This is a genomic window from Scopulibacillus cellulosilyticus (assembly GCF_042665295.1).
Classification (GTDB): domain Bacteria; phylum Bacillota; class Bacilli; order Bacillales; family Sporolactobacillaceae; genus Scopulibacillus_A; species Scopulibacillus_A cellulosilyticus.
This window is the reverse complement of record NZ_JBHTCO010000001.1, coordinates 43,428-70,244: the sequence shown is the minus strand read 5'-3', so window position 1 is coordinate 70,244 and position 26,817 is coordinate 43,428. Positions and strand designations below refer to the sequence as shown.

The window sequence follows — 26,817 nt, the reverse complement described above, 5'->3', positions numbered from 1 at the left end:
AAAAGAATCAAGAGAAAATCTATCCATCACGAACATTTGTCTATTTTGGAAACACACATTAACCTCTTGCGAAAAAGTTAAACTTTTTCATTATAAAAAACGCCTAAAACTTCTAGGTGCCTTATAAGCATATCATTAGAAACAAAAAAGATAACTGCTAACTTTGCTGTTCATCAATATCAAACGGGCACTTTTCAAGTGGAATAACTTTTGTTTTTTTAATAAATTTATAGCAAATCCACAAAATGACAAAACGTTTTAGAAGATTGTCCTTGTTGATCACTTTTCTTCGGCAGTTGCAACTGTTGATTTTCCAAGTTGCAGTCCCCTTTCAAAAGTTCTTAAATGATAAACTTTCTCCTACAAAGTAGGTTCTGCAAGGATCTTCTTCGCGAGTTGTTCAATCTGTTCATGAATCGAAGTATCTTGGGTAATTGGCTGAATAATTTCCCTTACCCATTCGAGATGCTGCCGTGTCAGCGGTGCTAAGTCCTCTTCTGCTTGTTGCAGAAAGATCGCCTGAGAAGCACAAATCATCTCAATGGCAATAACATGTGCTGCATTATTAATCATCTCCCGCACTTGCCGCGCTGCTATCGTTCCCATGCTGACATGATCTTCTTGATTTGCCGAAGACGGTATCGAGTCAACGCAAGCTGGATGAGCAAGAACCTTATTCTCTGAGACAAGGGCCGCTGCAACATATTGCGGAATCATTAACCCGCACTCCAGCCCCGGATCGTTGGCTAGAAATGGAGACAGTCCGCTCAGTTGCGGGTTGACCAATCGTTCGATCCTTCGTTCTGAGATGTTAGCCCATTCGGCACATGCCGTTTTAAGAAAATCCATTGAAAGCGCAATCGGCTGTCCATGGAATTGCCCGCCGGAAAGGATGCGTCCATCATCCAAAACAACTGGATTATCGGTCGTAGCATTCATTTCGATATTAAGTCTCTCATCTACATAATGAACCGCCTGCCAAGAAGCTCCGTGAACCTGCGGAATACAACGAATTGAATAAGCATCTTGCATCCTAAGTTCACCTTGTTCAGACACTCTTTTACTGCCTGTCAACCATTTTCGAATACGTGAAGCAACCATTTCCTGTTCTTTATGCGGGCGTGTGGCAACGAGATCCGGATCAAAGGCAGATATGATTCCTTGCAACGCTTCCATTGTCAGGCAGGCTGCCATATCTGCCGCCAGACCGAGATGCTCCGCTTCCGTAAGCGCAATGACGCCAACACCTGTCATCGCTTGGGTGCCATTGATTAATGCTAAGCCCTCTTTAGGTCCGAGTCTTACAGGAGACAAACCGGCCCGGGCTAAAGCTTTACTTCCTGGTAAAACCTCACCTTGATACTCAGCCCGACCTTCTCCTATTAACACTAAAGCCATATGGGATAACGGTGCTAAATCACCGCTTGCGCCAAGAGATCCTTTGCAAGGAATGACCGGATGAATGCCAAGATTAATAAAATCAACTAATGTTTGCAAGGTTTTCGGATGTATTCCTGAGTATCCTCTAGCTAATGCGTTCGCTCGCAGCACTAACATCGCACGAACAACAGGCGTCGGCAGCGGATCTCCAACCCCGACCGCATCTGCACGCAATAAATTAATTTGCAATTGTTCAACATCCTTATCATCAATACGTACATCGCTCAGCTTGCCAAAGCCGGTATTGACACCATAAATCACTTCACCTGATGAAACCCTTTCTTGAACGCGGTTATAGCTTTCTTCTACACGAAGCATTGCATCCTTAGAAATCTCGCATTTTACTTTTCTATCCATGATTAGTTTTAAATTTTCACGATTTAATTGATTGCCATCAAGTTCAACAACTGTGGTTTCTTTTACATATGTCATATTTGATCAGATCCTTTCATTTTTCAAGTATATTTATACAAAATGAGAGAGATTCACGGGTACTATATTTTTGAGTCATCTGAAACTAGAGTTTATCTATTTAAGATCAGCATAAAAGGGATCAGAAATTATACAAGTTGCATTTTTGTCCTTGGACTCATAATACTAAAGAATCAGGAATTCAATAGGATTAACAGGCCGGCTATCTGAAAAGCCGACCCGGCAAATATCTAAAGATTACTTCTCCTGTTCCCCCGAATGAGCGTTATACCATTCTTCTATAAGACCAGTAACCATTCTTCCGGTGTTAATCAAATTTTCAATGCTGATATGTTCATTAAATGTATGGATATTTCGGAACCCATTCCCAAGTGTAATACAAGTGAGACCATTTTCATTTAAGACGTTAGTATCGGCTCCCCCAAGTGTTTTTGTTAAGTAACCGTTGACGCCTATGTTTTTTGCAGCGTTAATAGCAGTCTTGGAGAGTTTTGATTCCGATTTCTCATTAAAACCTAAATATTTTTTCTCAACCCGTACTTTTGCCTTCCCGCCGTGTTTTTCAGCAGCCGTTAAGACAGCATTGGTTATATTATCAAGCTGCTCCTTAAGCCCCTTTGCATGAAAGCAGCGCACTTCGCCGACTAATACTGCCGTTCCCGGAATAATTGACGACATTTCGCCTCCTTTAATGACACCAATATTCGCAAGCGTTTCCTCATCAATCTTTCCAAGTTTCATATTTTTCAAGGCGTCAGCGGCAATGAGTAAAGCATTGATGCCTTCTTCAGGATTAAGTCCAATATGCGATGATTTACCTTCAATTTCACAGAAGATGCGGCTGCTGTATGGGCCTTGTAAAATAATCTGGCCGACATCGCCACTGCTGTCAAAAATATATCCTTTTTTACTTTTAACCTTTGAGTAATCTAGGTATCTTGCACCGACGAGACCCGGCTGTTCGTTAACGGTTAGAACAAGCTCAATAGGACCGCACGGGGTTCCTGATTCCTGGATTGCTTGAATCCCTTCCAGATATGATGCTAAGGCTGCCCGGTCATCAGCGCCAAGAATAGTCGTGCCATCAGTATAAATGACACCGTTTTTAATAACCGGATTTAATCCTTCAGTCGGAAGGACTGTGTCCATATGTGTAGAGAAAAATAAAGGTTCTATTTTTGGATTGGTCCCTTCCCAATAAGCAATTAAGTTCCCGCAATTGCCTCCAAATTCTTTATACGCTTCGTCAAATGTGATATTGAAACCCATCTGCTCTAGACGCGGCACAAGAACATCGCTACCGGCTTTTCCTTTCCGCTTGGTGCATTGATTTTTGCCAGTTCCAAAAAGCTGTTTAATAAACGTTCCTCATTAACCGCTGTTACTGCTTGATTCGTAGTTGCCAATTCAATCAATCCTTTCTTAAGATAATGTTTGTACAGCAGATCTTTTTTTCGGTTTTGACCGATCAACAATAATTTCTCCATTTTTAATCACTTGTTCAACGATGTTTCCGCCAAGTCGATAAATCGCATGTTCATAACGAGGGACATTCCAAATTTGAAGATCAGCCAGTTTACCAACCTCGATTGAACCCCTGTTACCATCCAAATCCAATGCCTTCGCCCCGCCAAGTGTCGCCGCCCGAATGGCTTCAGCTGGTGACATTTGGTACAGCCGGCAGGCTAAGGCCATCACAAATTGCATTGACTCTGTCCAACAGCCTGGACAAAGATCCGTAGCTAAGGCAACACTCATGCCCGAATCAATGATAGCCCGTGCATTAAATGGCTTTTGATGGCTGACAGCAAAGTCTAACGCCGGCATAATCACGCCCGTTACCCCCGATGCTGCCAGCTTATCAAGTACCTCAGGCGGCGTGTAGTTTAAATGATCGGCTGAGACAACCTTCATTTCGGCAGCTAAATCTGAACCGCCTATATATGAGTAAGCATCTGTATGTATTTTTGCTTTAAGTCCTGCATCAAGCCCTGCTTGTAAAATTCGTTCCGATTCTTTTGCTGTAAAATGGCTGTCTTCGCACCAAACATCATTAAAAGATACATTGCCAAGCCCGGCCGCCCTAGGAATCATTTCATTAAGAAGCAGGTCAATGTAAGTTTCTTTTGACATATCTTCAGGCCAGCCGTGAGCACCAAGAAATGTACTAACAACATCTATAGGCAGCGTTTTATTTAAATCTGCATTAACTTTAAGCATTTTCACTTCATCTTTTACGGTAAAACCGTATCCAGTTTTTATCTCTACTGTTGTTGTGCCAGATTCAAGCATTCTTAATAATCGGTCTGAAGCAGATGCAACAAGTTCTTCTCTGGTTGCTTCCTGGGTTTTCCGAACAGAGACTTGAACGCCTGTTTCAATCCCCATGGTTTTAAGCTTTTCAGGATCTTTGGTTGTTATTTTTGCGGCATATTCTGCAACTCTTGAACCGCCGAATACCGTATGAGTATGGCAATCCACAAATCCGGGCACAACAACTTTTCCTGAAGCATCAATGACCGTTGTGTTCTCAAGATCAACTTTTGCAGCAACTTCATCCCGTGTGCCGACTGCAACAATTTTTTTCCCCGATAGGGCAACCCAACCGCCGGTCATTTTTCCGATATCATCGGTGTTATCTCCAGTACAAGTAATTAATTCTGAAGCATTTGAAATAATAAGATCAGCTTGTAGTTTTACGTTCTGCCGGCTCATTTTATTTGATTCTCCTTTTTTTGATCAAAATTTGATCATTAATAGAAGAAGGGGATAGCTGTTAAAAAAATTATCCCCTATTCTTTTAATTAATCTTCTAAATCTTTAGGACCAAATGTCGCTTTTGGAGTCCACCAAAGAGGAACTTTAATACTTTCATCTGTTAACTTACCTTTTCCATTCGCAACGTCCTTTGCTATGTCATAACCTGCTTGGGCATGCCGGATCACACCAATCCCTGAGTCAACAGTCATACAAACTTCAAGACGTGTTTTTGCATCCTCTGTTCCGTCAGCAATCATTGTTACGCCGGTATGCACCGCTTCACCCATAGAATAGTTGGCTTGAAGGGCAATGAGATCACACATGCCGACCGCATTAAGCAGCCCATTCAGCACCGGCCAATCGGAAATGAGATCTCCGCCGTCTTTCATATTTTCGGATTCGAATGTCGGGTTAACAATGGAGCCGGAGTCCAAGTTATCACGGGAGAATGCGACCGGCCCTGCCAGTTCTCCGCGCTTGACCATCTCGTTAACTTCTAGAGCAAATGCTTTCCGTTGACCGAAGCCAAGATAACAAATCCGGGCTGGAAGTCCTTCAATTGGAATGTGCTTTTTCGCTAACTTGATCCATCGTGTCACAAGCAGGTCATCCTTGAATTTTTCAAGCACCATGTTATCAATTTTTTTAAGGTCTGAAGCTTCGCCTGAGAGACAAGTCCAGCGGAACGGCCCGCGACCTTCACAGAAGAGCGGCCGAATGTATTCTGCAACGAAACCGGGAATTTTCATAGCTTCAGTTTCAGGCATTCCGGCATCACGGCATTCCTTGCGCAGGCTTGTGCCATATTCGAAAGCATGTACGCCTTTATCAAAAAATTCATTTGTTACTTTAAGCTCACGAATCATTGTTTCTCTTGCCTTTTCTAAGTAAAGCTCACGGTCCCTTCTTTTCAATTCATCCGCTTCTTCAGCTGTATAACCCGATGGGAGGTAAGAGATCGGATCATGCGCAGGCGTCATCGAGGTTAGAATATCTGGGTTGAAACCTTTTTTGAAAGCGGATTCAAAAATATCAGCTGAATTACCGACTACAGCGATGCCAATCGCTTCTCCTTTGCTCGCGGATACTTTTGCCATTTCAATCGCTTCATCCAGTGATTCAGCAAGTACATCAATATAACCGGCATCCATCCTGCGGCGAATAGTCTCTTCGTTAACGTCACAAATGATACCTACCCCGCCATGCATCGTCATAGCTCTTGTTTGGTTACCGCCCATCCCGCCGGCGCCTGCGGTAAGCAAAATCTTGCCGACTAGAGAATCGTTATAGTGTTTGCGGGCAATAGCAGAAAGTGTTTCGAACGTGCCTTGAATAACGCCTTGTGTGCCAATGTACTCCCAAGGCGCCGCAGTATATTGAGCAAAAATCGTTAAGTTTTTATCTTGTAAATCATAAAATGTCTCCCAAGATGGCTTCATAATATTTGTTGTCGCCATGACAACTGTCGGAGCATATTTATGAGTTTTAAAGACAGCGACTGGCATGCCGGATTGCACAACAAGCGTTTCATCATCCTCTAATTCTTTTAACGATTTAACAATAGCATGATAGGACTCCCAGTTACGTGCGCACTTTCCGATGCCTCCGTAAATAACCAGCTCTTCTGGTTTTTCAGCATTCTCCATGTTATTTTCCAGCATTCTAAGAATAGACTCCTGCCGCCAACCTTTGCAACGCAAAGTCGTTCCTCTTTGTGCTTTAACAGAATACAAGATTTCAGGCTTTTTTTCTGTTTCAATTTTCGCCATGGTATCATTCTCCTTTTTTATATTGGGTTAATTTACAAAAGACTGTTAACTGCAGAGCTAAAAATTTTGACCTTCTTTTGTTCGCGCTCTTTTACATCTTTAAACTTATATTTGCAACACTTGTGCCAAAATTAATAAAACTCTCAATAAATTTTCCTTCCATCCACATTTATCATTATTTCTCTTGTTCATTCAACGTTTTTTAATAAGAGCCGAAGGATTTATTCTTGGTGAGTTATCATATAAAAAATCATATTAGCAAGTATTATTTGCGGGGCAAAAACTATTTGCTTTTTTAAAAGCCTATTAAGGAGGATTTATGATACGTATAATAGAATATTTTGACGAATCAAATCTATATTAAGGAGCGTGAAAAGCATGAATGCCTCGGTCATCGGATCGCTTTTGCTTGATTTTGCCGGCGGAGTTGTCATTTTTAATGATAAAAGTAAAATTGTGTGGTTTGGAGGGCACCTAGATGACAATTTGGGGGTTGAAAAAGACAGGTGTTTGACTAACATTTTCCCTTTAAAGATTCAGAACGAAGCCAAAAAATCGATAACTATAAAAACATCAAACGGCAAAAATATTTTGCTCCGAATAAAACCATTTTCGATTGATCATATCTCATACACGATTGTTCTGCTTGATGATCTATCTGATATTGCATCGAATAAAGAAGCAAGATTAGCCTGTCTTGAAGAAATTATTGATACCCTTGATGAAGGGGTTATTATGAGCGATTATGAAGGAAAAATCACTTTATATAATAAGGCCGAGGAGAAATTGGAAAACCTTAAAAAGAAGGATATGATCGGTAAGTATATCTGGGATGCTTATAATTATAATAATCCCTCTTTGTCTGAGCATCGGCAAGTTTATCAAACAAAAAAACCTGTTATTGGAGATTATCAGGCACACAACACATACATTAATGGTGTACCGCAATACGTGAGGTACAGTACATATCCCATCATAAAAAATGGCAAGACTGTCGCGGTATTTTCTGTTAGCACGAACGAAACAAAGTTAAAAACGCTGCTTCATGAGACGATTGAATTAAAAAGAAAAATGTTAACCACAGACAATGAACAAAAAATTGAATATACAAACGGAACAACTTATACGTTCGATAATATTAAAGGGTCCAGTTTGGCATTAAAAAACTTAATAAAGGAAGCGCAGAACGTTGCCGTACATGATACAGATGTATTGATTGTGGGTGAAACCGGCACTGGAAAAGAGTTATTTGCGCAAAGTATTCATAACCACAGTCACAGAGCAAAGCATCCCTTTGTAGCTGTTAACTGTGCAGCCATTCCGGAAAGCTTACTTGAAAGCACGCTTTTTGGCACAGTTAAAGGGGCCTACACCGGGGCAACAAATCAAAAAGGATTATTTGAATACGCACAAAAAGGAACAATTTTCCTTGATGAAATCAACTCCATGCCAATTGCTTTACAAACTAAGCTGATGCGGGTTCTTGAAGAGCGGAAAATCAGGAGGCTTGGTACAAATGAGACAACCCCTGTACACTGCACCGTCATTAGCGCTTCAAATGAAGAGCCTGAAGAGCTCATTTCACTTAACAAGATGCGTTCCGATTTATACTATCGTATTGCCAGGACTTGTCTCGCCATTCCGCCACTCAGGAAACGTAAAGATGATATTGTAAGCCTTATTGATTTTTTTATCCACCGTTTCAATTTTAAATTCAAAAAGGATGTCCAAGGTTTAAGTGAGGATCTATCTGGTGTTTTTCTTCAATACAAATGGCCGGGAAATACAAGGGAATTGGAGCATGTGATTGAAAATCTTATGATTAATGCTGAAGCAAATGATAAACTGATTAGTTTTGATCATCTTCCATCATTTTTACGTGAAACCTTTACCCGCACTCCGAAGAACCAAAAGAGACGAAGAAGACCATTAAAGTCGGCTGTTGCATCAGCAGAGGCGCAATATATACTTGACGCGCTTGAAAAGACAGACTGGAATATTACTAAAGCAGCTGAAAGTATTGGTACAACCCGCCAAAATATGCAATATCATATGAAGAAATTTAATATAAAGAAATAACTATAGAGTCTGAAATCCTAAATAATAGGGTTTTAAACGTCATGTTCACCTCTTAATATAGTTAGTTAAAGCATAAGTAAGTTTTAGACAGTTAAAACCCTATTATAAACTGTATTGCTTTACTTTATTAACATACAACGGGAAGAAAGTTATAGTGGAATAGTAAGATTTGAACTTTTTACGGAAAGTAAGTTGATAAGCGATTGCTAAGAATCCAAAAAATTTTAGATTGGCATATGATTGAGGTGAAATATGGAAGGCTTTTTAAGAAAAAAATGAAAAAATTAATCAACATTATTTTTTAATCTTTGTGACTGATGATAGATTCGTAGAATATCTACCCTATGATCATTACTTATTCTATAAATTATACGATAATTTTTATACAATTTTTCAGGTACATTCATGTTGTTGATTTCCGGAACGATTCTTCCTGATAACGGGAAAGAAGCTATAACTTCTGCTAATTTAATAATTTGAATTACGATATTTGAAGCATATTTGTCTGATTCTTGTCCAATAAATTCTGATATTTCCTCTAAATCAATAACTGAATCAGGAGACCAAACTATCTTAACCATTTTTCAAAATGCTCCTTGACTTGTTCATGTGAAATGCCTTTACCATCATCAATTTGACGTATAGCCTTTTTAACCTCTGCCCGTATAGAGAGCTTCTTCATAATCTCATCAATCGTTACATCCTCGGGTAAACCCTTGATTAGTTCGATAACTTCCTTTTTAGTACTCAACGTTTGTCCCTCCATTCCGTTTAAATCTTATTTTTATTTTATTCTTTTTTGTTTACAAAGTTCAGTATAAATATACATTAACACCTTATCATTATCAATGGTACCCAACGGACTCTGACTAAAATAAGCCAGTTGAATTTAAAAATAACCGTTTTTGATAAACTTCTATCAAAAACGGCAGAAAGTCATTTAAAATAGACTATCAGTAAATTCTCTCCCAATGTAGATAGCTACAACCCAAATAATAACAGCTGACAATTTGTTTAACATCATAATCAATTTGCCGCTTGTATCCACTTTACCAAGTATTCTTCCGGCTATCGCCAAGCTAAAAAACCATAACCATGAAACAATGATACAGGCTAGGGCAAACGCTAATTTGTTAACTCCGGTATAGCTAATTGAATTCGTACCAATTACGCCGACAGTGTCTAAGATTGCATGAGGATTTAATAACGATACTGATAACGCAAAGGTCATTTGCCTTTTTGCTGACAGCTTCTTACGTACTTCTTCCTCTTTTGAAGGTTTACTTTTCCAAATTGTCCATCCCATATATATTAAAAAAATAAAGCCAATGCCAAAAACAATCGTTTGCAGCCAAGAAAATGAAAAAACAATCATTGAAACACCAAGAACAGCAAGCGTTATCAGGATTGTATCACAAACAGATGCCATGATAATAACAGGCAGCGCCTTAAAAAAATTTGGTTGGAGTGCGCCCTGGTTAAATACAAAAATATTTTGTGCCCCAAGCGGCAATATCAGACCAAAGGCGAGCAATATGCCGTGAATGAACGCCTCCATTTTGATCCCTCCTCTATTTCTAACTGTATTTTAAAGAAGCAAACAATATCTAAGAATCTCTTATTCTTACGCTTCTATTTGTGATTTAGAGGATGGGCTTGTTCGATTGTCACAGATTATTAGAAAGCTTTTAAAAAGGAATTAGGAACGAAGTGTTTCCCAAAGATATCGTGTAACATAGCTTCCGATAGGATGCCATGTTTCTGATAACCGCAAAACATCATTTTTCTTTGGACGCCCTTTAAGTTTATAAACATTCTGAACCGCTTTCTGAATGCCAATATCACTTTCGGGAACAATATTTTTTCTGCCCAAACCAAATATCATAAAGCATTGGGCTGTCCAAGGGCCAATACCTCTGACTTTTAATAACTCGTCCATAACAGCCGAATCTGACAAGTGTTTAAGCTTGGATAAATCTATTTTCCCGTTATGAACATCCTGTGCGAAATCTATAATATACTCCGCTTTGCGTTGATTGAATTTCCTTTTAACTAAATCATCAACGCAATGGCTTGTGATTTGTGACGCACTCGGAAAGACTGAATAAGTCTGATGGCCGTACTGAACTGTTTCTGAAACGCCTTCAATGAGGTTTCTTGTCAGTTCTGCAGCAAATGATGTATTAATTTGTTGAGCTATGATAAGTTTCACCATACATTGAAATAAATCAGGTTCCTGAAAGATATGCAACCCGCAGAATGTTTTTGTTAAATCACTTAAATTAGGTAATTGATTCATGATATCGTATATAATTTGAAGTTCTTGATCAATCGATAGCATTCGCTCCAAAGTATTCTGTACCTTTTCCGGTTCCATATTCCCGTCTAAGCAAACTGATTCAACCTTAACAGTCTTTTCATTATGTTTTTGAAAATAGATTTTTAACAAATAAAGGGACTGATTAACTTTTAACGTTCGATACACTGCCTCTTTTTCAAAAATGTATATCGGATCACGCCTCAACCTTTGGAGAGACAAGTTTAAATTATAAGGTAATATTGGATGAAGCAAGAAGGTTTTTACTTGCACTTTGCTCCCCCCTATTTTAGGCTATTGTTGAATTATCTTAAAAACAGCACCATCAGATCCTCATCAAAATAGTCACCATTATGTTTCAATGCTCTCATTTCTGTTCCAAACACCTTAAACCCCATTGATAAGTAGATGCCTTTGGCTATTTTATTGCTTGATACGACAGATAAATTGATTTGCTCGATATACTTAAAACTTTTTGCCTTTTTAATGGCTTCTTTCATTAGCGCTTTACCTATACCTTCTCTCCGTTTCTCCGCAGAAACATACATCGCAGCAATGTTTGCCTTATGCCTCAATTTAACAGTTTTTTCTAGCAATAACGTTATTACTCCGATCATTTGTTCATTTTCAAAGGCACCTAAAGTAAACGTATCTTCAGATTGAAAACTTTTAATATATTGTTTTACTGGATTTTCCTTTTTTATTGCATCTTCATAGCTTGTTGAAAAGGCTTCAGGGTTTCTTTTTAATGCTTCTAACCTTATTCTCCAATAATTTTCTGCGTCTTTAGGTGTTAAACGTCTAATTTCCACCTTATTTCCCACCTATTCCTTCGTTTCTTTAAATTTTTCAAATGTTTCAGTTAATGCTTTCCACGCTATTTCAACGTCTTCAGCACTTGTGCGCCAATTGCTAAAGGCTGCGCGAACAGCCGGGATGCCTTTATAAATCGTTGGCGTTAGAAAAATCCTTCCATCCTCTCGTAGCATTTTCAAAAATTGACGGATTTCTTTAGCTGACAATATTTTATTATCCCGCAGTAATGTAAAACATACGATGTTCAGGTGTACGGGTGCTAATAGCTTAAAATTGTTCGATTGTTCAATTTTTAAGGCAAGTTCACCAGCAAACTTGCAGTTTCTCTCAACAACCTCCCGATAGCCTTTTTTACCGTAGGACATTAAGGTCATCCAAGCCGGCAAAGCTCGAAACCGGCGGGAATTTTCAGGAGTCAGATGAACATAGTCAATTTCTGAGGAGGAACTGTCTAAATAGGCCGCACTGTTTTGAAACACTTCCAATTGCAGGTCTTTGTAACGGGTAAACTGCATCGCCGAGTCATACGGGACGTTCAACCACTTATGAGCATCAATTGTAATGGAATCGGCAAAATCAAGTCCCTCGACAAGATGGCTTAGTTTTGGTGAACAAGCAGCAAATCCTCCAAACGCCGCGTCTGCGTGCAGCCAGAAATCATGTTCTTGTTTAAGTTTAACAATGTCCAGAAGATGATCAAAATCACCGGTGTTGACGGTACCTAAATTTGCGACAACAACGCATGGTTCCTTAAAATCTATTAAACGCTTTTTCAGTTCAGCCACATCAATAGCTTCACGATCCGGTAAGGTTGGCATTAACTCAACGCTATTTTTACCCATGCCTAACATAGAAAGCGCCTTAAAAATGCTGGAATGCGGGCTGGCGCTCAAAATCTTAAAAGGCGCAAGTCCGTAGAGACCTTCTTGAGCAATATTAACGCCCTGTTTATGGGCCAACCATTGCCTGGCTATCGCCAAGCCTGTAAAGTTCGCCATTGTTGCACCAGTTACAAATGCACCGGAGTGTGTTTCAGAAAGCTTAAATAAATCCCGAAAGAAATCGAACGTTTCCTGTTCAAGATAAGGCGCACTCGAATCTACTGAGCCGGTAACATTTTGATCAAAAACACTGACAAGCCAATCCCCGGCGATACTTGCAGGCGTTGCTCCGCCAGTAACAAAGCCGAAGTAGCGAGGGCCGGGACTACCCGTAATTCCATCACTATATTTATCCTTAAAAATATCTAAGGCTTTCTCAGCCCCAATTCCTTCATCAGGAATTTGAGACTTTACCGGTTTTTTTGGATAATCCCCCGCAGGACGTTCATTTAATTGATCCAAAAATTGATTTGCTTCTTGTAACGTCTTTTTTAAAATCCGTTCTGTATTTTCGAAATCTGAATATAGCTGCTTATCCATTGTCATCCCTCTTTTTACATTCTAGTAAAACTTAGATGGTTGATAAATTATAAGTGTTTAAGTAAAGTTTCGGTATCCATCACCGTTGCAAACTCGTTATGGAGACTTGCTAAATTAACTTTATGCAGCTCTTCAGCTGCATAATGGGTCCCGTCAAAGCCGACCTTATCAAATGTTGCCGTTGCGTCTGAAATTAAGTAAACGTTAAAGCCAAGATTACTTGCCATTCTAGTGGTCGTTGAGACACAGTGGTCTGTTGTTAATCCAACAATTACGACCGTATGATATTCGTTTTCTTTTAAGTATTGTTCCAAATTCGTACCAATAAAGGCACTATTTACCCGTTTTTGAAAAATAGGCTCACCCATTAACGGCTTCACATTATCTTTAAATTCACTTCCGGGAGAACCCGATCTTAAAGGTGAATCAGCCTTTTGCGATAAATGCTGAATGTGAATAACAGGCCGATTCTTTTCTCTAAAATTGTTTAGAATCCTTTCAATTTTAACCTCTGCATCAGGATTATTTCGCTTTCCCCACGAAGGATCATTAAAGCCTTTTTGTACATCAATAATTATTAAAGCAGTATTTTCAGGTAACTTTTGCATATGAATGCCTCCTCAAAATTCAATGTCATATTCCATTCGTTTTGCTGTTTCTTCTGCTATGTCTGTTCCTAAAATTAAAAGGACCCGCAAAGTCCAGCACTTCTACTTCATCAAAAAGGAGTATCCCCACATCCCAACCATTTTTCACGTTTCTATCACTCCATTATTATTTTCCCACTATTCTATCATAATAATGGTTTAATTTAGTAGACATTTTAAATATTACTATGTAAAGTGGAAAGTAAATCAATCTAAAATAAATTTGGAGGATTTTTATGAAAGCGATCATACATAATGATTAGTCTGGTATAAAAGGACTCAAATATGATGAGGTCATAGACAGAAACCCCGGTTATGGTGAGGTTAAAGTGAAGTTAAAAACTGCTGGACTTAATCACCGTGACTTATTTGTCATCAATAATAGAAAGAAAGACGACCCCGCCTTTATTCCTGGTTCTGACGGTGCCGGTGTTATAGAGAAAGTTGGAGAAGGCGTATCAGACCTAACTGTTGGTACGGAAATTATCATTAATCCTAGCATCGATTGGGATTTAACAGATTCTGTTCCGGAGAATCCTAAAATTTTAGGCGGTCCAACAGACGGCGCTTTTGCAGAGTATGTGATCATCCCCGCTAAAAATGCAGTTAAAAAGCCCTCATACCTTACATGGGAAGAGGCAGGCGTTTTGCCTTTATCTGCGCTTACTGCTTATCGGGCACTTTTTACCAAAGGTCAATTGAAGAAAGGTGAACATATTTTAATCCCGGGTATTGGCAGCGGTGTGGCTACCTATGCAATGATAATGGCTAAAGCTGCCGGAGCAGTCGTTAGTGTTACCTCCCGGAGTGAGGAAAAAAGAAATAAAGCATTAGAATACGGTGCTGACCATGCGTTTGACAGCCACAGTGATTGGGCTAAAAGTATTAAAAGTAATAAAATTGATTTTGTACTCGACAGCATTGGGCCGGCGACTTTTCTAAAATACTTTGAAGTTTTAAACCCAAATGGGCGAATTGTAAACTTTGGAGCGAGTTCAGGAGATAAAATCGAAATCCCTTTACGTGCTCTTTTTTATCCGCAAATAAGCATTATCGGCACCTCAATGGGAAGCGGTGAAGAATTTGACAAAATGATTGACTTTATGGAACGTCATTCACTTAGACCGATAATCGATAAAAGTTATCCTTTATCCGAAGCTATTCAAGCTTTTAATAGAATGGAACATGCCGAACAATTTGGGAAAATAGCCTTACTAATCAGTTAATGATAACCATTATGTTAGGTAAGAAATGATAACAATATCGTTTGTTTCAAACGGTGCTGTTATCATTTCTTTAACGATTATCAAAAATCAAATACCCTCAGTGTTCATTAATACGACCCGCCAGCCGTCAGGGTCTTCTATATTTATCCCCTTCTCTTCCCAATACGGATTTTCTGGTTCAACCTCTTCATATCCTAAACGATTTAATCTCTCAGCGACCTTATCTAACACATTTTTATCAAGAATATAAAAAACTAAAAGATTATCATTTGCAGGTGTTTATATTCCCGTTTTTATGATTAAACCAGATACATTTGTGGAATAATCTTAATCGAGAAGAATGTTTAAAGCAGGAGAACTGAGAAAATGGCCATTAAGAAGAAAGATTTGCCAAGGATGACTTTAGAGGAGTTAAATAATTTAAAGAAATTTTTAAAACTTAATCGTCTTGGAATAGCTTCTGGTATTTCAATGAGAGATACCAAAAAAATTATTCTAGAAATAGAAGTAGATAAGGAACGGAGAAAAAGGGTTAAGTATTGAAATGCACCCCATTTGTTAGACACACCTCTAACATTTAGGGTGCTTTTCAGCGGTATAATACCTTAAAAAGAAGCTGCCGTAACTATTTTAAAAAGGTCAACAATAAAGGCAGCTGATAAAGTGAAACTTCCATCAGTGGGGGTTTTGTTCATCCCCCACTGATGGTTAGTTGAACAAATCGGGGTGTTAGCGAAGCAACTACATGAATTGCCTCTGTGCAATTTGCGACGAGCTTTGTTCAACTTCTTCGAAGATTCGTCGCGCAGGAGCACTCCGTTATCTCCCGCCTAAACTTCAGGGCTTAAACTTTAGTTTTGAGGCGGGAGTCTTACGGACGGTTGCACCGGGATAAATTTTATATTTATATATCATATTGTCTTTTAAATTCGAAAATCTCATTAACAGCTTGGTGATACCCGCCCGATTTTTGAAAGGATTCTCTAATATTTGCAACAGCTTTATGGAAAGATAGGCGGTTTAACACATGATCTGTGGCTTCACGTAATTGATTTGAAGTTAAGCTTTGCATTTGTAATTTAATACCGGCTCCGATATTGGCAACTTGCTCAGCAATTATCGGCTGATCCGCGCTTTGCGGGATGACGATTAGAGGAACCCCGTAATAGAGACCTTCATTGGTACTGTTCATTCCACCATGTGTGATAAATAATTTAGTGTATTTCAGCACTTCAGTTTGTGGAACATAATTTTTCACAATGAAGTTTTTGGGGATATTCCCCAAATCTGATATTTGAGCTTTTTTCCCAATAGACATGACAACGGTATGATCAGTATCCCCAAACGCCTTAAAACAAAGCTTATAGAAATCAATTGCTTGGTTAAAGACAGTGCCCAGTGAAATGTAAATTGGTTTTTTCCCCTTTATTGCAGTAAGATCAAAGCTTTCTTCCGTTAATCTTGAAGAGATGGATGGACCTACAAATTTGTAGGTTTGGTCAAATGCCTCATTAAAAGGTTGAAACTCTCTGGCTGTATATACAATTGTAAGCGGTGCAGGATTACAAAAAACCTCGTAAGGAGAATGGATCTCTACATCATATTTTTCCTTTACCATTACCGTCAGGCTTTGAAATTCATCGTAAATATGTTTAGGAATTTCGTTAGAGAGCTGTTCTGACATTTTATCAAATGTTGCTTTTGTCTGCGCAAAAGACGTACAAGAATTAATTGCTGGAAGTTTAAGTATTTGTGCAAGTAAATATCCGCAGCCAAACATGGAGTCGTGGATGATATAATCAAAATGTTCTCCTTCGATTTGCTCCAGAACACTTGGTATTACGATATCTGCTGTATGTAAAAGACCGTTGATTCTTTCAAGTAAATAATTTCTTCCGCCTGAGATAAAGGCTTTTAAAAATTTTTGAATATCAAAAGTTCTTACAGTTGCTCCTGTCTTCTCAATACGCTCCCGAAAATCTTCGAATGTAAAGTACACAACCTCTTCTCCCCGCGAAATAAGCTCCTGTACAACGCCAATAGTTGGATTGATATGTCCTTCCGATCCGCCATTAATAAATAAAACACGTGCCATTACAACAACTCCTTTAGTAAAGTGCTCTTTAAATTGCATAAGAGTAAGGGGCATTGTCCCATACCATTGCTCGACTTAAATAATGAAATTAAATTTATCATAGTATAAAACTTGTTAATCTCAAACTTTTAACACTATTGTAAGTTTATCTGGATGATGTGTCAGACGAAAACAAAGATTTGACTTTTGCAGCTTACTCATTTAATTTAACGTCTCAATGTCTAAACCCTCAAGTGCTCATAAGAGGCCATCTGGGTCTCATGGGTTTTACCCTTCTCCCGGATCAACTTTTATTTATTTATCCACTCTAACAATTCCAGCCGATTTCCAAACGGGTCCGAGATATAGAACCTCTTAGCACCAGGAAGTTTATTATCTTCAATAACATCTACGCCTTTTGTAATTAAATGCTTTTTTAATTCCTCCAAATTTTCCACTTCAAAAGCAGGATGTGCCTTTTTAGCTGGTGAAAATGGTTCTTCTATGCCAATATGACATTGATAATTTCCAAAAGCAAACCACACACCGCCATTTTTCTTAAGTGCTTCAGGCTTTTCAATTTCAATAAACCCTAATATATCTTTAAAAAATTTTCTTGCAATGTCTTCACTTCCTTTTGGAGCGGCCAATTGAATATGATCAATAGCTTTAAACATAAAGGTCATTTTTACCCTTCCTTTCTTAATAATCGTTACCCTTTTACTATTTTAAGTTTTTCACCCTAATTTCCCCGATAAAGACATTCTAATTGGGCTATTTAATAGCATAAATATCCCTTATGAATTAACAACAATATTAATGGTTCCGTATTTAAATTTTTATCAAAATTAAAAAATTTATATTGGAGCCAAGGGGGAACTAAAAATGAAAGATGATACTGTCAAAGCAATTTCCGGGAAATCAATGCCAATGTATCGGCGAATTGCACCCGCGGTCGGATTGTTTTTTCTTTCACCCCTGGTTGCAGAATTTCTGCTAGGGAATATATCGATAAGTGCAATTTTTAGCCTGCTTTTTCTTGCACCAATGTATGGCGGCGGGGCCATCCTTATTCGGGAGATTACCCGGCGTACCAACCGCAGATGGGTGACAATGATACTTCTTGGTTTGGCTTACGGTGTTCTCGAGGAAGGCTTGATTACCCAATCGCTTTTCAATCCCTCTTATGCGAATGAGAATCTGCTGAGTATTGCTCATATCCCAGTACTTGGCATAGGCGCATGGTGGACGCTGTTCGTCCTTACACTGCATACCGTCTGGAGCACGAGCATTCCAATTGTTCTTACCGAATCATTAGTTCCCAGACGAAGAACTGCCCCTTGGTTAGGGAAAATCGGATTAGGAGTCACGATTGTCCTGTTCATTCTTGGAGCGATCGGAAATTTCTATGGCTCATACGCTCAAAGCCGCTTTCTTGCAGATGCACCACAGCTAATCGGTACGATGATTGCAATCATAGTGTTAGTTGTCATTGCCTTTTGTATTAAGAAGCGCTCACGCCGTAACGTAAAAGGAACTGCACCGAACCAATGGTTAGTCGGATTATCATCATTTGTTGCCTCAAGCCTGTTTATGGTGTTCAGAGACCATGGCTGGGTAACAGTTGGATTTTGGATCGTCCTGTATATCATAATGATTATACTTTGCACGCGATGGTCGAGATCTGAAGGCTGGGGCTTGAGTCACCAAGTTGCGCTTGCAGGCGGCGCCCTTTTGACATACGCCTGGCATGGTTTCCCTGAGGTTCCTGTCATTGGCGCAAAAGGCACCGTTGACCTTATTGGAAATATTATTTTTGCGATTGGAGCGATTGTACTTCTGATCCTTACTTTGAACAGAGTGAAGAAATCAAAGTAAAAAATTAGTTTAGACTTTGTCTTCTTACCGGGTAATCGATGGATAAAAAAAGAACTATTTTTATTAAAATGCATTTTTATTTTCATTCCATTTATAAGTTTACATTGCTTTTTAACATAAGAAAATAATATTAATTTAATCAACATTAATAAGAAATACTAATGGACATTCTAACCCAAACCCGCAAATTTGTTATGGAGCCAATTGCCGCAAGTCAAACTAAAAACACTCCCTGCAATTTAAGAAAGGGAGTGTTTTTAACAAAATCAATAATTTTAAATTATACACTTGTCTTAATGTCAATTTTTTCACTTTCACTATTTTTACTTTTCCGATCCTTTAAGCGGCTGTAAATAATCGCAAGAATAGATCCCGAAATATTATGCCAAACGCTAAAAATCGCACTCGGTACAGCGGCCAGCGGTGAAAAATGCGTGCTTGCAATCGTAACGCCTAAGCCTGAGTTTTGCATCCCTATTTCCATTGAAACGGCTTTTTGTTTTGCCAGATCCATCCCGCACAACCGGGCAAAGAAAAATCCGATAAGAAAACCAAGAACATTATGAAGTACAACGACTGCAAAAATAAGCGGGCCTGTTGTCGACAATTGAGCCTGGCTGCCTGCGACAACACCGGCTACAATAAGAACAATCGCAATACATGAAACTAAAGGCAATGCTTTTGCACCAGCTTCCGCCTGCTTGCCAAAGAACTTTTTAATAATAAAACCAAGTACTAACGGAATAATAATAACTTGAATAATAGAAATAAATAAAGACCCTACGCTAACATTTACCCATTTACTCGCAAACAGCAAGATAAGTAATGGCGTCACTATTGGTGCAAGGATAGTAGAAACAGAAGCAATTGAAACAGCTAGCGGTACGTTTCCCCTGGCTAAAAACACCATGACGTTTGATGATGTCCCGCTCGGACAACAGCCGACCAATATAACGCCAACCGCCACCTCTTTCGGTAAGTGTAAACCAATTGCTAATAAAAAAGCGATCACCGGCATAATGATAAAATGGCCAATGACGCCAAGAGCAACTTCCTTCGGCCTGCGGAATACCTCTTTAAAATCTGCTGCTGATAATGTCAATCCCATACCAAACATAACGATACCTAGTAACGGAACAACATAACCTCCAAATACTTTAAAATGACCCGGGAATAAATAGGCCATAACAGCAAATAAAAGTACCCATATTGTAAATGTTTTACCAGCAAATGTGCTGATTCTCTCTATGACTCTCATGATGTCAATATCCCCCTAGTTGTTAGTTATTAATATTAAAATAATACACTAACTTCTGTTAATTTTAAATATAAATTAAGAGATTACTTGTGAAAATTTTAAAATTTTTCAGGAAAGCGATTTCATAGAGCTTGTTTGACATACTCAAAGATAATATTAAAAACCCTAACCATCGTTAAAGGATAACAATTGGTTAGGGGCAGCAGGTATAGTTATTTTATAAGTTTAAAACATTATTCTTTTGATTCCAAATCTCCAGGTTTCGTTATCACTTGTTTCAAACCATCAATATTTTCATTTTCTACGTAATGCTTAAGCCTGCTAAGCTTGTTATCCCAAAACTGTTCGAAAAACGAAAGCCACTGTTTTAATTCCTTTAGCGGTTCCGGATTCAGCTTGTACAGCTTTTCTCTCCCTGCCTTTCGCCCGCTGACGAGTTTTGCTTCTGACAGAACATGCAGATGTTTAGAAACAGCTGTCCGGCTTATAGGAAAGTAACTGCTTATTTCAGTTATCGGCAGCTCCCTTTCGGCAAGCAATCTAAGCAGCTGACGGCGGGTAGGGTCAGCGATGGCTTGGTAAACATCATGTTTTGATGCTGCGGTCATTATTAGCCCTCGACATACTTGCTTAGCGACTTTACAAGACCTGCCCAGCCGCGATCCATCCGATCACGCACTATTGTATGGCTTTCGTCAAATTCAGTCACCTTGTTTTCATCCCATCCGGAATGGATAAGCGTAAATTCTGTTTTACCGTCCATTTCTTTTAATTCAAAAGTTAACATCCAATCCTTCCCCCAATTGAAAGAAAGACGGTTTGGCGGATCAATTTCCGTTACTTTGCAAGGGGACATACCAAAAGGACCCGCATTTAAATGAAATTCGTATCCCAATATTGGCTTAAAGTCATTAGGCATAAACCATGCGGCAATACCTTCCGATGTAGCCGCAGCATCCCAAACTTTTTTAATCGGGGCATTCAGTATTAATGTACGACGAATATCCGGCAGTTTATCTTGGTCATTGATTGTCATATTATTCCTCCAAATTCTCAAAGTGAAACCAAATAGTTTCACTTTGATTATATAAAACCATTTGGTTTCATGTCAAATCATGCCGTATAACTTAATACCTTTTCCCGGTTGTTAAACTATTGTATTTTTTCCAACCTTTTCAGTAATTTCTCGCGCCAGACATTCGCCAATTCTTCGACAGCTAAGATTTTTTTAATACCCTCTACATCTTCTGGATGATGAAAGTAAATTTGATTAGAAAATAAAACAGTCACTTGATTGGGATGTGACTCCAGCAGCATTATATCCGAATCATATCTAATGGTTCCTTCCTTAATGACACGGCAGAGATACCCTGTATATCCTTCTTCAACAATTCTATTTAGGAGACTAGGCAGGTTCATTCTTTTTGAAATGGTACTGCATGGAATTCTTCCTTGTGTGACTTGAATAACCGCATCTCCGACTTGGTAGATATCACCGATACAAACATCACGTTCCAGCATATTGCTGACGGTTAAGTTTTCTCCAAACGATGAGGAGGGAAATGGAACGTTAAATTCTTCTTCCCAAAATGAATAATGTTCATATGGATAGACGCAAACAGCTCGGTCAGGGCCGCCGTGATGCTTCAAATCGGCAACCCCGTCACCCTTAAATCCTTCCTTTGACAAGAAGACTTCATCCACGGTTTCTTTACATATTCCTGTTTCCATTTCTTTGCTGTCATCATATGTCATCGTTTTAGGCAAACCAACGCTTAGGTTTATTAATTCTATATCACGGTTTTGCATAATCTCTTCTCCCAGTTTTTTGAATTTAAAATTAAAGTCTCTATAAAAGTCTATGAACATACTTATTTTATTTTAGAAATTCTTCAACCACTTGATGAAACAATTTCGGCTATTAATTATTAATAAATTTCTTTCCCATATCCAATCTCTTTTTTCTTACACATCTTACCCCATGATTAAATTCTACAATCACATCATATATCCTTTAAAAAACTTTGCCATCAAGGCGTTAATTATTTAATAGAGAACGGATTAATCAGAAAAATGGACATAAAAAAAGTGGAAGATGAAATGCCTCCACCGATTAACTTTTAATGAATTTTTCTGCCAGATTTCTCTTTTTAGCTTTTTACTCAAATTAGACACTCGTATATTTACTGTTGCTTAGAGTGTGTTCTGGATCCGTCACTTGATTCACTTCTTCTAAAGACCTGGAAGTTGTTTTAGGCGCAAAAATCCCAATATCAAGCATAACGATAACCATTATGACAGCGACAACCGTAAATAAAGCTGTCGAACCGCTATTAGTTAACAAAGGCAAAAGTACAAAAGGCATTGCCCCGCTGCTTAATCGGCTTAAGCTGTACCCGGCCCCTGCTCCAGTTGCCCGAAGAGAAGTTGGATAAATTTCCACTTGGAAAATATGATAAGCGTTTGAAAAAATATTGCTGACAAGTGTATATAAAAAACCAAAAGCAATAATTAAGCCGCCTGAAGTAGATATACCGAAAAGGATGCCAAATAAAGCCATAAAAAAGGCGCCAAATACAATCAACCATTTACGTTGTATTCGCTCCACAATCGGCAAGGAAATAAGGGAACCAAGCGGATATCCCAAAAAAGACAATGTGGTAAACGTTAATGTGTCTGTAACATTATATCCTTTAGCAGCCAAAACAAGCGGGACCAGAGCGCCAAAACTGTAATAGCCTACCGACTGAAAGATTTGAAATACCCACAACATCGCCGTGCGCCCACGGTAGTCTTTATTGAATAGTGTTGAAACAGGCAATTTTTTCTCTAAGGGCTTCGGTTCATTCGACGCCATAACAATATTCGTTGGTTTTTCAGAACTTGATTGGCTTTCGAATCGCTTCATTACTTGTTCTGCTTCCTTCCGGCGGCCAACCGACTCTAACCAGCGGGGCGATTCCGGAAGACTTTGCTGCATAGCCCATGCAATAATTGCCCCTAACGAACCGATAATAAATAACCATCGCCAGCCATCCATGCCAATATGCAATGGGACGAGTCCGCGTGCTAACAGACCTTCAATTGGAAACGCACAAAACTGCAAGGTATAAGCCCAAGCCATAATCCGGCCTCGATTGTAGGTCGGCAGCAATTCACTCAAATAAGTATCACACAAAGGCGGCAATGCCCCGATACCTATACCTGCTAAGAATCGACAAATGACAAGCATTGCAACGTTGGGGCTGAAAGCAGCGACAAAAGTAAACACCGAATAAATAAGAAGGTTCACCATAAACGCTTTCTTTCGTCCAATTTTATCAGCCATGCCATTTAAAAAAATAGCCCCTAAAAACATACCAAAAAAAGCTGATCCAAGTAATAACGATAATGAAGTGCCAGTAATTTGAAACTGTTTACTGATAACAGAACTAAGGACACCGGATAATTCAAGATCAAAAAACTCAAAAAATAACCCTGCCCCGATAATAAACGTTGCCTTACGGTGCATAGAGTTAAGCGGAAGACTATTTAGCCGAGCTGCAACGGATACATCCGACATCACATTCACCTCCGAAAATTTCAATTAAAAGTTCAGGCTATTAGTGACTGAGTTCCATGAGCATCTTGTTACCTTATACGGTGTCACACTAACCATTTGCACTATTCTGGTCAAATCACCCCCTTTTCTTTCGCAGATAATATCTCTTCCTCATTCCAATTTAATATCGATTTTAAGATCGCTTCTGTATCATGCCCGATTTTATTACCTGTATGTTCTACTCCCCCTGGGTGGTTATGTAATTTAGGGACGACACCCGGCATCCAAACTTGGCCCAGATCTTCTGACGGCACCTGTATGATCATGTCACGCGCTTGATAATGCGGATCATTTGAAATATCTTTTACGTTCATAACGGGACCGGCTGGAACAGCGTGGCTATTTAACTTTTCCCATAGTTCATCAAGTGTGTAGCGCTCTGACCAGCGGGCAATGATTTCATCCAGTTCTTGCACGTTTGCAACCCTTGCCTGATTATCAATAAACCGCGTATCCCCGGCAAGATCTTCACGCCCCATTGCACTTAAAAGCCGCGGAAAGATTTTTTGCGTATTCGCTCCGATGGCAATCCATTTTCCATCTTTCGTAGGATAAATATTAGATGGTGCCGAACGCAGTAAATAGTTGCCGGTACGCTCTTGCACCACACCTTCGTGTAAATATTCTGTCAAACCTCCTTCTGTCAAGCTGAATATCGCCTCTGTCAGCGCCACATCTACGTGATCCCCCTTACCATCCTTTGCCCTTTCTTTCCTCAAAAGACTCATTAAGCCGCCAAAAACAGCATACAAAGCCGCTATTTGATCTCCGATGGATAATCCAACACGTACCGGCGGACCATCAGGAAACCCTGTAACATACCTTAGGCCGCTCATAGACTCAGCAATGTTGCCAAATCCTGTACGTTCTTTATATGGTCCGCTTTGACCGAACCCGGACACACTAACATATACAACTCCAGGGTTGATTTCGGAAAGTGTCTCATAACCAAGATTCCACTTTTCCATTTGTCCGGGCCGGAAATTTTCCACAATCATATCCGATTTTCTAACTAAATCCTTAACAATTTGCTGCCCCTCATGATGATGTAAATCTACCGTTATTAATTTCTTATTTCTTGCTTGTGCTTGCCACCACCAAGAGCTGCCCTCCGGTACCTGTGTCATCATCCCCCACTGCCTTAAAGGGTCACCCGAGCTAGATTCAATTTTAATAACTTCTGCTCCAAAATCTGCCAGAAGACGTGTTGCAAACGGACCAGCGATCAGTGATCCAAATTCCAAAACACGAATCCCTTCCAACGGACGCTGTGACATTTGTATTTGGTTGTTTGATGAATACATGGCTTTGACACTCCCCTATAAAAATCATTTCTTTTTTTGTTAAATTTTTAGATTTAATTTATTCCGATAGTTTTTCTTGTTAAGGCAAGTATATGCTTGGCATTTTAAATTATCAAATTATTTGATTTATTCATCCAATTAGATTATTCCATTCCCATTTACTTTCTTAGCGAATTCATTTAAAACAACTAGACATTTTGCGAACGAAAAACCGCCAGCTGAATTGGTTATATAATCATAACCATTGGCTGGCGGCTCCCTGAGTATCAAATTTTAAATAAACACGGATTATTTTATAAAGCGGATGGTCAAAGGGTAACGGTATACCTTTCCTTCACCGGCCCGTACCGTAGCAATAATTACATATATAAACCATAAAACGCCGGCAACTGCAAGCAATAAAAAACCAATAAGAATTAGGCAAAGAATCCCGCTGATAATGAAATAAATCATAAAGGATATCTGAAAATTCACAGCTTCTTTGCCATTCTCATCAACAAGCCCGGATTGATTCCGAAATATCAACCATAATACCAGCGGACCAATGAGATTGCCAAATGGAATCCCAATAAATGTAGAAAACGCTGATAAATGGACAAAAAGCGCAGCTGTTGTTTCGTTTTTCACAGCCTCTCACCTCCCCGCGTCTTATTATTTTACGAAAAGCGGAGGCCAAAGTTTCCATCCAATGTTCGGGGTTTAAAAACTGCGGAAACCATACTTCCAGGGTATGTTTAGAAAAACTCCTCTAAGAACTGTAATGTCTATTGAACCAAAATTTCATTAATATGCTGAATCCGGTTCAATATTTTAAACACAAAAAATTAAATATAGCTGTTCTCTTAATAAAGTTATGTTTATCGAAGAAGGCTCGACATGGAACCATCTGCCGACACCTTTTTATCCGCTCTTAATAAGATATATCTTATGGTCCGGAAGTTCCATATTCATACAAAATACCCAGTTAATTTTTTTAAAGCCTAGGGTATGTAAAATAATGTAGACCATTTTTTAAATTATTTCGTCCCTATTTCTTTAGCCAAAGGCTTATACTTACTTATTAAGAAGGAGGATACAAATTGTTTTCAAAAAAATCATTTGCAAAGGTGGTTGCAACTTCAGTACTGACGGGCTCCTTATTAGGAGTTGGAACATTATCTGGAGCTTCTGCACATGCAGCATCTCAAAAGGCAGCTGTCTCCCAAACTGCAAATCAAAACGCAGTAAATACTTTGAACAATATTTACAATGCAGCCTTTAAGGGTGAAATGCCAGGAAATGTTCAAGGGCTTAAAATTAATAAAAGTACCAAACAGGAAGTTCACCAAAAGTTGGGCGCTCCTGAAGAAGTTAATAATCAATTTGATTTGTATGGCTGGGATATGGGTCAACCTGGATATGGGTTTGCTTATAACAAAGACAACACCATATCTGAAATACGAAATTTCGGTACAGGTGTAGAGCGGCAAACAAATCTTGGAGGCATTACACCTGACTTATTAGGAAAGCAATTAGGCCCAGCTGATAAAATTCTTAAAGTCCCGGGTACAGATGAAACAGATTATGTTTATAAAACAGGTAACTATGAACTTCATTTTGTAATTGGTGATAACCCAATTATAAGCGGGTACGATCAAACAGTGAATCACGTGAATTTAACCGCCGGTACTAATAAAACACATATTTCCAGCGGTACTGCTGCCGTAAAGTATTTAAGACATCAATTGAAAATGGATAACAATGATGATATAGCATTTAGTGATATGGGCGGAGATCTAAAGACAGATAAAAAAGG

25 protein-coding genes and 2 pseudogenes are annotated in these 26,817 nt (G+C 39.0%); 5 read left to right on the top strand and 22 right to left on the bottom strand.

Annotated elements, in window-relative coordinates; translation table 11 throughout:
* Positions 1-360 precede the first annotated feature (360 nt).
* The 5 genes from hutH to ACFQRG_RS00325 form a co-directional block, all read right to left on the bottom strand.
* Positions 361-1,872, bottom strand: a complete 1,512-nt coding sequence (gene hutH, locus ACFQRG_RS00345) for a histidine ammonia-lyase (protein WP_380962473.1) — start codon at positions 1,870-1,872, stop codon at positions 361-363.
* A 237-nt stretch (positions 1,873-2,109) separates the two neighbouring features.
* On the bottom strand, positions 2,110-3,159 hold the full coding sequence (locus ACFQRG_RS00340) for a M20/M25/M40 family metallo-hydrolase (RefSeq protein WP_380962470.1): 1,050 nt from the start codon (positions 3,157-3,159) through the stop codon (positions 2,110-2,112).
* The gene (locus ACFQRG_RS00335) at positions 3,147-3,278 is read right to left on the bottom strand and encodes a hypothetical protein (RefSeq protein ID WP_380962468.1); all 132 of its coding nucleotides are present in this window, start codon (positions 3,276-3,278) and stop codon (positions 3,147-3,149) included. Before ACFQRG_RS00335 ends, ACFQRG_RS00340 begins: the two co-directional genes overlap by 13 nt.
* A 16-nt stretch (positions 3,279-3,294) precedes the next feature.
* Entirely contained in the window at positions 3,295-4,587 is a 1,293-nt protein-coding gene (hutI, locus tag ACFQRG_RS00330; protein ID WP_380962466.1) for an imidazolonepropionase, read from the bottom strand.
* An 89-nt stretch (positions 4,588-4,676) separates the two neighbouring features.
* On the bottom strand, positions 4,677-6,401 hold the full coding sequence (locus tag ACFQRG_RS00325; protein ID WP_380962463.1) for a urocanate hydratase: 1,725 nt from the start codon (positions 6,399-6,401) through the stop codon (positions 4,677-4,679).
* A 378-nt stretch (positions 6,402-6,779) separates the two neighbouring features.
* On the opposite strand from ACFQRG_RS00325, the gene ACFQRG_RS00320 reads away from it, so the two are divergent.
* A complete protein-coding gene (locus ACFQRG_RS00320) occupies positions 6,780-8,480 on the top strand; it encodes a sigma-54 interaction domain-containing protein (protein ID WP_380962460.1) in 1,701 nt (566 codons plus the stop codon).
* 284 nt (positions 8,481-8,764) lie between these two features.
* Here the strand turns inward: ACFQRG_RS00320 and ACFQRG_RS00315 are convergent, their stop codons facing one another.
* The 7 genes from ACFQRG_RS00315 to ACFQRG_RS00285 all read right to left on the bottom strand — a co-directional run bounded on the left by ACFQRG_RS00315 (position 8,765) and on the right by ACFQRG_RS00285 (position 13,642).
* Positions 8,765-9,061 carry a type II toxin-antitoxin system RelE/ParE family toxin gene (locus ACFQRG_RS00315; protein ID WP_380962458.1) on the bottom strand — a complete coding sequence of 99 codons (297 nt, stop codon included), beginning with the start codon at positions 9,059-9,061 and terminating at the stop codon, positions 8,765-8,767.
* Positions 9,049-9,231: a hypothetical protein gene (locus ACFQRG_RS00310; RefSeq protein ID WP_380962456.1), complete on the bottom strand. Its 183-nt coding sequence runs from the start codon at positions 9,229-9,231 to the stop codon at positions 9,049-9,051. Before ACFQRG_RS00310 ends, ACFQRG_RS00315 begins: the two co-directional genes overlap by 13 nt.
* Before the next feature lie 189 nt (positions 9,232-9,420).
* Positions 9,421-10,038 (bottom strand): LysE/ArgO family amino acid transporter, encoded by a 618-nt coding sequence (locus tag ACFQRG_RS00305; protein ID WP_380962454.1) that lies wholly within the window; start codon positions 10,036-10,038, stop codon positions 9,421-9,423.
* A gap of 141 nt (positions 10,039-10,179) precedes the next feature.
* Positions 10,180-11,070: a DNA-3-methyladenine glycosylase family protein gene (locus tag ACFQRG_RS00300; RefSeq protein WP_380962452.1), complete on the bottom strand. Its 891-nt coding sequence runs from the start codon at positions 11,068-11,070 to the stop codon at positions 10,180-10,182.
* Between the two features lie 32 nt (positions 11,071-11,102).
* Positions 11,103-11,609, bottom strand: coding sequence for a GNAT family N-acetyltransferase (locus ACFQRG_RS00295; protein ID WP_380962449.1), 507 nt, complete (start codon positions 11,607-11,609; stop codon positions 11,103-11,105).
* A 12-nt stretch (positions 11,610-11,621) separates the two neighbouring features.
* The gene (locus ACFQRG_RS00290) at positions 11,622-13,034 is read right to left on the bottom strand and encodes a pyridoxal phosphate-dependent decarboxylase family protein (protein ID WP_380962447.1); all 1,413 of its coding nucleotides are present in this window, start codon (positions 13,032-13,034) and stop codon (positions 11,622-11,624) included.
* Between the two features lie 47 nt (positions 13,035-13,081).
* Positions 13,082-13,642: a cysteine hydrolase family protein gene (locus tag ACFQRG_RS00285; RefSeq protein WP_380962444.1), complete on the bottom strand. Its 561-nt coding sequence runs from the start codon at positions 13,640-13,642 to the stop codon at positions 13,082-13,084.
* Between the two features lie 308 nt (positions 13,643-13,950).
* On the opposite strand from ACFQRG_RS00285, the gene ACFQRG_RS00280 reads away from it, so the two are divergent.
* Positions 13,951-14,907 carry a zinc-binding dehydrogenase gene (locus tag ACFQRG_RS00280; protein WP_380962736.1) on the top strand — a complete coding sequence of 319 codons (957 nt, stop codon included), beginning with the start codon at positions 13,951-13,953 and terminating at the stop codon, positions 14,905-14,907.
* 87 nt (positions 14,908-14,994) lie between these two features.
* Here ACFQRG_RS00280 and ACFQRG_RS00275 read toward each other — a convergent pair.
* Positions 14,995-15,183 (bottom strand): annotated as a pseudogene (locus tag ACFQRG_RS00275) (VOC family protein); the annotation flags it as partial.
* Between the two features lie 90 nt (positions 15,184-15,273).
* Here ACFQRG_RS00275 and ACFQRG_RS00270 point away from each other — a divergent pair.
* The gene (locus tag ACFQRG_RS00270; protein ID WP_380962442.1) at positions 15,274-15,450 is read left to right on the top strand and encodes a hypothetical protein; all 177 of its coding nucleotides are present in this window, start codon (positions 15,274-15,276) and stop codon (positions 15,448-15,450) included.
* 361 nt (positions 15,451-15,811) lie between these two features.
* Here the strand turns inward: ACFQRG_RS00270 and ACFQRG_RS00265 are convergent, their stop codons facing one another.
* On the bottom strand, positions 15,812-17,002 hold the full coding sequence (locus ACFQRG_RS00265; protein WP_380962440.1) for a macrolide family glycosyltransferase: 1,191 nt from the start codon (positions 17,000-17,002) through the stop codon (positions 15,812-15,814).
* Positions 17,003-17,292: 290 nt separating this feature from the next.
* Complete coding sequence (locus ACFQRG_RS00260) at positions 17,293-17,667, bottom strand: VOC family protein (RefSeq protein WP_380962438.1); 375 nt, start codon at positions 17,665-17,667, stop codon at positions 17,293-17,295.
* A gap of 199 nt (positions 17,668-17,866) precedes the next feature.
* Between ACFQRG_RS00260 and ACFQRG_RS00255 the strand changes: the two genes are divergently transcribed.
* Positions 17,867-18,859: a hypothetical protein gene (locus ACFQRG_RS00255; RefSeq protein WP_380962435.1), complete on the top strand. Its 993-nt coding sequence runs from the start codon at positions 17,867-17,869 to the stop codon at positions 18,857-18,859.
* A gap of 280 nt (positions 18,860-19,139) precedes the next feature.
* On the opposite strand, the gene ACFQRG_RS00250 is transcribed toward ACFQRG_RS00255, so the two are convergent.
* From ACFQRG_RS00250 to ACFQRG_RS00220, 7 genes are all read right to left on the bottom strand, one after another.
* Positions 19,140-20,117, bottom strand: coding sequence for a bile acid:sodium symporter family protein (locus ACFQRG_RS00250; protein WP_380962433.1), 978 nt, complete (start codon positions 20,115-20,117; stop codon positions 19,140-19,142).
* Between the two features lie 233 nt (positions 20,118-20,350).
* Positions 20,351-20,725 (bottom strand): ArsR/SmtB family transcription factor, encoded by a 375-nt coding sequence (locus tag ACFQRG_RS00245; protein WP_380962431.1) that lies wholly within the window; start codon positions 20,723-20,725, stop codon positions 20,351-20,353.
* 2 nt (positions 20,726-20,727) lie between these two features.
* Positions 20,728-21,153, bottom strand: a complete 426-nt coding sequence (locus tag ACFQRG_RS00240; protein WP_380962427.1) for an SRPBCC family protein — start codon at positions 21,151-21,153, stop codon at positions 20,728-20,730.
* A 116-nt stretch (positions 21,154-21,269) separates the two neighbouring features.
* A complete protein-coding gene (locus tag ACFQRG_RS00235; RefSeq protein ID WP_380962425.1) occupies positions 21,270-21,926 on the bottom strand; it encodes an MOSC domain-containing protein in 657 nt (218 codons plus the stop codon).
* A 358-nt stretch (positions 21,927-22,284) separates the two neighbouring features.
* On the bottom strand, positions 22,285-23,679 hold the full coding sequence (locus ACFQRG_RS00230) for an MFS transporter (RefSeq protein ID WP_380962423.1): 1,395 nt from the start codon (positions 23,677-23,679) through the stop codon (positions 22,285-22,287).
* Between the two features lie 110 nt (positions 23,680-23,789).
* The gene (locus ACFQRG_RS00225) at positions 23,790-25,022 is read right to left on the bottom strand and encodes a CaiB/BaiF CoA transferase family protein (protein WP_380962421.1); all 1,233 of its coding nucleotides are present in this window, start codon (positions 25,020-25,022) and stop codon (positions 23,790-23,792) included.
* A 288-nt stretch (positions 25,023-25,310) separates the two neighbouring features.
* On the bottom strand, positions 25,311-25,649 hold the full coding sequence (locus ACFQRG_RS00220) for a DUF4870 domain-containing protein (protein ID WP_380962418.1): 339 nt from the start codon (positions 25,647-25,649) through the stop codon (positions 25,311-25,313).
* Positions 25,650-26,101: 452 nt separating this feature from the next.
* On the opposite strand from ACFQRG_RS00220, the pseudogene ACFQRG_RS00215 reads away from it, so the two are divergent.
* Positions 26,102-26,689 (top strand): annotated as a pseudogene (locus ACFQRG_RS00215) (YjgB family protein); the annotation flags it as partial.
* Positions 26,690-26,817 lie beyond the last annotated feature (128 nt).

Bases quoted from the DNA above. Each gene is read 5' to 3' on its own strand.
- ACFQRG_RS00235 (WP_380962425.1), bottom strand. From the start codon at position 21,926: ATGCAAAACCGTGATATAGAATTAATAAACCTAAGCGTTGGTTTGCCT.
- ACFQRG_RS00285 (WP_380962444.1), bottom strand. From the start codon at position 13,642: ATGCAAAAGTTACCTGAAAATACTGCTTTAATAATTATTGATGTACAA.
- ACFQRG_RS00290 (WP_380962447.1), bottom strand. From the start codon at position 13,034: ATGGATAAGCAGCTATATTCAGATTTCGAAAATACAGAACGGATTTTA.
- ACFQRG_RS00260 (WP_380962438.1), bottom strand. From the start codon at position 17,667: ATGACCTTTATGTTTAAAGCTATTGATCATATTCAATTGGCCGCTCCA.
- hutH (WP_380962473.1), bottom strand. From the start codon at position 1,872: ATGACATATGTAAAAGAAACCACAGTTGTTGAACTTGATGGCAATCAA.
- ACFQRG_RS00240 (WP_380962427.1), bottom strand. From the start codon at position 21,153: ATGACAATCAATGACCAAGATAAACTGCCGGATATTCGTCGTACATTA.
- ACFQRG_RS00270 (WP_380962442.1), top strand. From the start codon at position 15,274: ATGGCCATTAAGAAGAAAGATTTGCCAAGGATGACTTTAGAGGAGTTA.
- ACFQRG_RS00265 (WP_380962440.1), bottom strand. From the start codon at position 17,002: ATGGCACGTGTTTTATTTATTAATGGCGGATCGGAAGGACATATCAAT.
- hutI (WP_380962466.1), bottom strand. From the start codon at position 4,587: ATGAGCCGGCAGAACGTAAAACTACAAGCTGATCTTATTATTTCAAAT.
- ACFQRG_RS00250 (WP_380962433.1), bottom strand. From the start codon at position 20,117: ATGAGAGTCATAGAGAGAATCAGCACATTTGCTGGTAAAACATTTACA.
- ACFQRG_RS00230 (WP_380962423.1), bottom strand. From the start codon at position 23,679: ATGTCGGATGTATCCGTTGCAGCTCGGCTAAATAGTCTTCCGCTTAAC.
- ACFQRG_RS00245 (WP_380962431.1), bottom strand. From the start codon at position 20,725: ATGACCGCAGCATCAAAACATGATGTTTACCAAGCCATCGCTGACCCT.
- ACFQRG_RS00320 (WP_380962460.1), top strand. From the start codon at position 6,780: ATGAATGCCTCGGTCATCGGATCGCTTTTGCTTGATTTTGCCGGCGGA.
- ACFQRG_RS00225 (WP_380962421.1), bottom strand. From the start codon at position 25,022: ATGTATTCATCAAACAACCAAATACAAATGTCACAGCGTCCGTTGGAA.
- ACFQRG_RS00315 (WP_380962458.1), bottom strand. From the start codon at position 9,061: ATGGTTAAGATAGTTTGGTCTCCTGATTCAGTTATTGATTTAGAGGAA.
- ACFQRG_RS00305 (WP_380962454.1), bottom strand. From the start codon at position 10,038: ATGGAGGCGTTCATTCACGGCATATTGCTCGCCTTTGGTCTGATATTG.
- ACFQRG_RS00255 (WP_380962435.1), top strand. From the start codon at position 17,867: ATGAAAGATGATACTGTCAAAGCAATTTCCGGGAAATCAATGCCAATG.
- ACFQRG_RS00325 (WP_380962463.1), bottom strand. From the start codon at position 6,401: ATGGCGAAAATTGAAACAGAAAAAAAGCCTGAAATCTTGTATTCTGTT.